Here is a 4,960-nt window from a genome sequence, read left to right as displayed (position 1 = left end):
GGCGTTATCGCCGGACTGCTTTGCGTCGGTGAGCGCACGCCAGGCGGCTTCTTGAAACGCATCGGCGGTCGGCGCGACGCCTTTAAGCACGTCCTCTGCGGCACGGGCGCGCCAGGGCTTTGCGGCAACGCCGCCAAGCGCAAGCCGTGCCTCCGCAATCTTTCCGTTCTCGATCCGCAGCGCCGCGGCGGCGGACACCACGGCGAAGGCGTAGGAGGTGCGCTCACGGACCTTGAGGTAGCGCGCATGCGCGGCGAATCCGCTTGCGACCGGCGGCAGGCGCACCGCGACGATGAGATCGCCCGGTTCAAGCGCGGACTCGCGCTCGGGCGTATCGCCCGGCAGACGATGCAACGCCTCGAGCGCGATCTCGCGGCGGCCGTTCCTGCCCTCGATCTCGACGATGGCATCGAGCGCGACCAGCGGCACGCAGAAATCCGACGGGTGGGTCGCGATGCAGTTCTCGCTCCAGCCGAGCACGGCATGGCCGCGGTTCTCGCCGTCGCGGGCGTCGCAGCCGCTGCCGGCCTCTCGCTTGTTGCAGCGGCTGGCGGTGTCGTAGAAATACGCACAGCGCGTCCGTTGCAGGAGATTGCCGCCGACGGTCGCAGCATTGCGCAGTTGCGCCGATGCACCGGATAGGAGCGCTTCGGCGACGGCCGGATAGGACTTTGCGAAATCCGCGTCGTGCGCGAGATCGGCATTGCTCACGAGCGCGCCGACGCGGAGCGATCCGTCGGCTAGCCGCTCGATGCCGTCGAGCCCTTCGAGATGGGTGACGTCGACGAGACGGTCCGGACGGCTGATATTGCCCTTCATCAGATCGAGCAGATTGGTGCCGGCGGCGAGATAGACGGCGCCCGGCTGGGCTGCGGCAGCAACGGCCTCGGTGACCGTGGCGGGCCTGACGTAATCGAACGGCTTCATGCGGAACGCCTCTGATTGATCTCGTCCATCTGTCCTTGCGCGTCGAGCACGGCATCGACGATGCCGGTATAGGCGCCGCAGCGGCACAGATTGCCGCTCATGCATTCGCGGATGCGTTCCGGATCGTTGCCGGCCTGCGCCTCGCTCATCATGCCGATGGCGCTCATGATCTGGCCGGGCGTGCAGAAGCCGCACTGGAAGCCATCATGGCCAATGAAGGCAGCCTGCACGGGATGCAGCTGGTCGCCGCGCGCCACGCCCTCGATGGTGAGGATGTCGGCGCCGTCATGGCTGATGGCGAGCGCAAGGCAGGAGTTGATGCGCTTGCCGCCGACCAGAATGGTGCAGGCGCCGCACTGGCCGCGGTCGCATCCCTTCTTGGTTCCGGTGAGATGGAGGCGCTCACGCAGGAGATCGAGCAGCGTGACGCGCGGATCGTCGAGGACGAAGTCGCGTCGCGCACCGTTCACGGTGAGGCTGATGGAGTGGTTCATACAAGGCTCCGATCAGATATGGACATGAGTGATCGCGCAGCGCGCCACCGCCGTGGCCGCCGTCGATCTTGCGCCGGCCAGACACACAATCCCGGCTCGCACCCGGCGAAGATACGGAGGCACCCTCCGCTTAACAAGAGCCGCCGGAAAATATTTGGAATTCGTCAAAAGCCCGTGCACCACCAACGCGATGCAGCCCCGCGAGGGTTCAACGAGGGTTCAATCTAACCAATTCGTGATCTACATTGCCTGATATGGACGACCACACCGATCAGACCCGAAAGCCCCGCGCCGATGCCGTGCGCAATCGCGAGCGCGTGCTCGAGGCCGCGAAGGCCGTGTTCAACGCCGGCGGCCCCGAGGCGAGCCTGGAGGCGGTCGCCAAGCGTGCCGGCGTCGGCATCGGCACGCTCTATCGGCACTTCCCGACGCGCGAGGATCTGTTCGAGGCGGTGTACCGGCGCGAGGTCGAGCAGCTCAGCGAGCTTGCCGAGCATCTGCGAAGCGCGAAGGATCCGGTCGACGCGCTCCGCCGCTGGCTACGCTCCGCCGTCGAATTCGTCGCGACGAAGAAAGGCATGTCGGCTGCGCTGGCGCTGACCTATCAGAGCTCGTCGGAACTCGCAGCCTTCTCGATGGACCGGCTGACCAAGGCGATCGGCTCGCTGCTCGCGCGCGCGGTGGAGGCCAGCCAGATGCGGGGCGATATCAGTCCGGAAGACCTGCTCAGGGCCCTGATCGGCATGTGCTACATGCACGATCAGCCCGGCTGGCAATCCTCGGTGCTGCGCATGCTCGACGTGTTCGTCGATGGACTGCGCGTGCAGCCCGCCGCCAAGGCCAAGGCAGGCGCCGCCAAGCGCGCGAAACCTGCGGTGAAACGCAAGCGATAGCGCGCCCGTATTTCCCTGAGGTCATGCTAGGATCAGCATCGCCGGGATTTCAACGCGGAGCCTGTCATGCGCATTGCCGCCGTGCTCGTCGCTATCAGCCTTGTCTTCAGCTCCACCGCGGCCCTCGCCGACGATGTTGCCAATGCGCGGGGCGTCATCCGCGCCCAGGAGCAGGCCTTCGTCCGCGACGATGCGCGCGCCGCCTATTCCCACGCCGCGCCGGCGATCAAGGAGATCTTCCCCGCGCCGGACATCTTCATGTCCATGGTGCAGAACGGTTATGCGCCGATCTATCGCCACAAGAGTTTTGAATTTGGCGAGAGCAAGAGCGAGGGGAGCTGGATTTCCCAGCGCGTTCATATCATCGACGCCAATGGCGAAGCGTGGGAAGCCCTGTACACGCTCGAGCAGCAGGCGGACGGCAGCTACAAGATCACCGGCTGCTCGCTGCTGAAGGCGGGACAGTCGGTTTAGGTCGCAAAACCCGGTCCGGCCTTCACCGCATTCATCCGCGAGCGGATCAGCAGGGTCACGACGATGGCGATATTCAGCGCGTTCCAGGCGACGCCGTTGGCGAACGCCGCGGCGTAGGAGCCGGTGGCATCGAAGATGACGCCCGACACCCAGCCGCCGAAGGACATGCCGAACACCGACGCGAAGATCACGATGCCGACGCGGGTCGCGGCCTCGCTCGCCGGCATCGCCTCGCGCACGATGATGGCATAGCTCGGCACGATGCCGCCCTGGAACAGTCCGAACATCGCGGAGATCAGATAGAGCGAGGCGAGGCTGTCGAAGAACAGATAGAACACGAGCGCAAAGCCCTGCGCCAGCGATCCCACCAGCAGCGTGCGGATGCCTCCGATCTTGTCGGCGAGATAACCCGAGCCGATGCGGCTGATGATGCCGCAGCCCATCATCAGCGACAGCATCTCCGCGCCGCGCGCCACGCCGTAGCCGAGGTCGCCGCAATAGGCGACGATATGCACCTGCGGCATCGCCATGGCGACGCAGCAGGAGATGCTGGCGATCGAGAGCAGCACCGTCAGCGCGTTGGTCGAGAGCTTGAGATCGACCCGCGGCGGCGGTGCGTTGGCGTGATCGCGGACCTTGTCGTCACCCATCTGCGCGCGCAGGACGAGGACCAGAAGCGCCATCGTGCTGGCGCAGACGATGCCGATGCCGATATGGGTGTAGCGCCAGCCGATCTCCTGCGTGCCCCAGCTCACGATCGGCGGCCACATCGTGCCGGCAACGTAATTGCCGCTCGCGACGATCGTCACGGCCAATCCGCGATAGCGCTCGAACCAGTGCGATGCTTCCGCCATCAGCGGCGCGAAGGTCGCGGACGTGCCGAGCCCGATCAGGAAATACGCCGCTACGAACTGCCAGAGCTGGGTCGACAGCCCCGCGAGCACATTGGCGACGCCGAGGAAGGCGATGCTGATCGCCATCGCCGCCACGATGCCGAACCGGTCGGTGATCTTGCCAGCGATCACGCCGCCGAGCCCGAAACCGAACATCATCAGCGTGAAGGCCAGCGACACTGCTCCACGTGTGGCACCGAATTCCGTCTGCACCACGGGAATCACGACCACGACCGCCCACATGCCGACGGCGCCGATCGAGCCGATCACAAGCGCAATGAGCAGCCGCATCCAGGCCTGACGGGAATCAGGGCTGAATGAATCAGGGCTTTGTCCTGGATGATTGGGTGCGTGCACGCGCGGAACATGTTCGCGGATCGCCTCGCGGTCAAGCATCGTGGCGCGATATTGGGCATGCGCGGTGCACTGCGGTAATAAGTTCTTGGCGAACGCACGTTTTGCCATTAGTTTGCAATCAGCGTGTGCAACATTGCCGCGCGGAACGCATGTCGGCGGAATGTTGCTGCGATTGACACGATCGATGCGGATCAGGGTGGGGCGGATCGTCGCCCTCGCCTATCTGTTCTGCGTGATCGCGCCGGCGGCAGTCCTCGCGTGGGGCGGCGGTCCCGCGCCATGCCTCGACGACGCGATCCTCGCCGATCTCGTGCCGGCGCATCACCATATGCAGGCCGGCCACATCCATGGCGCCGCCTCGCATGATCACGCCGGCCCGCATGCACATCACAAGGCCGCACAGGACGCACCGGCATCGGATCATCATGGCGGCAAGGGAACAGTCGGCCCCTGCTGTGCGATGATGTGCGTCAGCGCATTGCCGGCCGATCTGCCGGTCGTCGCGACACCGGTCCAGCCGACGTCGACCTGCGCGATCGAGCTCGTGGCCAGCCCGCACAGCGCGGCACCGGCTCAGCGCTACCGCCCCCCCATCGCCTGATCTGACACGACGATTTCGGGACGAGCGCGCTTTTTCCGCGCGCGCGGACCTGTGGTCTTTCAGATCAGGGATAAATCATGCCTACGCTTTCCGGAGCGAGGTCCGCCGCCGCATCTGCGGTGGGTGGACGACACTTTCTATTCCATTGGCCGCTGCTGGCCCTTGCTGCGCTGGCGCTGTCCGGCTGCATGCCGGCAACGACCCAAATCGCGAGCGCCGATCCCGCCGATCCCGCGGCGAAGGTGGCGCCCGTCGGCTATCGCTCGACCATTGCGCCCTATACCAGCCTGCGACCGGCGACGCCGGCACCATGGCGCGGCC

7 protein-coding genes are annotated in these 4,960 nt (G+C 65.8%); 4 read left to right on the top strand and 3 right to left on the bottom strand.

Annotation, left to right across the window (positions count from 1 at the left end):
• Both MOV74_RS31140 and MOV74_RS31135 read right to left on the bottom strand, forming a co-directional pair.
• A partial coding sequence (locus MOV74_RS31140) for a xanthine dehydrogenase family protein subunit M (protein WP_246930731.1) occupies nucleotides 1-927 on the bottom strand: 927 nt, incomplete at its 3' end.
• The gene (locus MOV74_RS31135) at nucleotides 924-1,421 is read right to left on the bottom strand and encodes a (2Fe-2S)-binding protein (protein WP_246930729.1); all 498 of its coding nucleotides are present in this window, start codon (nucleotides 1,419-1,421) and stop codon (nucleotides 924-926) included. The genes MOV74_RS31135 and MOV74_RS31140, both read right to left, overlap by 4 nt.
• A gap of 254 nt (nucleotides 1,422-1,675) precedes the next feature.
• On the opposite strand from MOV74_RS31135, the gene MOV74_RS31130 reads away from it, so the two are divergent.
• Both MOV74_RS31130 and MOV74_RS31125 read left to right on the top strand, forming a co-directional pair.
• Complete coding sequence (locus MOV74_RS31130; RefSeq protein ID WP_246930733.1) at nucleotides 1,676-2,314, top strand: TetR/AcrR family transcriptional regulator; 639 nt, start codon at nucleotides 1,676-1,678, stop codon at nucleotides 2,312-2,314.
• A gap of 66 nt (nucleotides 2,315-2,380) precedes the next feature.
• Nucleotides 2,381-2,788: a DUF4864 domain-containing protein gene (locus MOV74_RS31125; protein ID WP_246930727.1), complete on the top strand. Its 408-nt coding sequence runs from the start codon at nucleotides 2,381-2,383 to the stop codon at nucleotides 2,786-2,788.
• Here the strand turns inward: MOV74_RS31125 and MOV74_RS31120 are convergent.
• Nucleotides 2,785-3,972, bottom strand: coding sequence for an MFS transporter (locus MOV74_RS31120; protein ID WP_246930725.1), 1,188 nt, complete (start codon nucleotides 3,970-3,972; stop codon nucleotides 2,785-2,787). The two genes, MOV74_RS31125 and MOV74_RS31120, sit on opposite strands and share 4 nt — an antisense overlap.
• A gap of 250 nt (nucleotides 3,973-4,222) precedes the next feature.
• On the opposite strand from MOV74_RS31120, the gene MOV74_RS31115 reads away from it, so the two are divergent.
• Both MOV74_RS31115 and MOV74_RS31110 read left to right on the top strand, forming a co-directional pair.
• The gene (locus tag MOV74_RS31115) at nucleotides 4,223-4,639 is read left to right on the top strand and encodes a hypothetical protein (RefSeq protein ID WP_246930723.1); all 417 of its coding nucleotides are present in this window, start codon (nucleotides 4,223-4,225) and stop codon (nucleotides 4,637-4,639) included.
• Nucleotides 4,640-4,716: 77 nt separating this feature from the next.
• On the top strand, nucleotides 4,717-4,960 hold a 244-nt coding region (locus MOV74_RS31110), incomplete at its 3' end, for a hypothetical protein (RefSeq protein WP_246930721.1).

The organism is Bradyrhizobium sp. SHOUNA76, assembly GCF_023006445.1.
Classification (GTDB): domain Bacteria; phylum Pseudomonadota; class Alphaproteobacteria; order Rhizobiales; family Xanthobacteraceae; genus Bradyrhizobium.
This window is presented reverse-complemented; position numbering and strand designations above follow the sequence as displayed.

What these genes read in the sequence shown, in the direction of transcription:
- MOV74_RS31135 (WP_246930729.1), bottom strand. Translation starts at nt 1,421, where the DNA reads ATGAACCACTCCATCAGCCTCACCGTGAACGGTGCGCGACGCGACTTC.
- MOV74_RS31130 (WP_246930733.1), top strand. Translation starts at nt 1,676, where the DNA reads ATGGACGACCACACCGATCAGACCCGAAAGCCCCGCGCCGATGCCGTG.
- MOV74_RS31125 (WP_246930727.1), top strand. Translation starts at nt 2,381, where the DNA reads ATGCGCATTGCCGCCGTGCTCGTCGCTATCAGCCTTGTCTTCAGCTCC.
- MOV74_RS31120 (WP_246930725.1), bottom strand. Translation starts at nt 3,972, where the DNA reads ATGCGGCTGCTCATTGCGCTTGTGATCGGCTCGATCGGCGCCGTCGGC.
- MOV74_RS31115 (WP_246930723.1), top strand. Translation starts at nt 4,223, where the DNA reads ATGCGGATCAGGGTGGGGCGGATCGTCGCCCTCGCCTATCTGTTCTGC.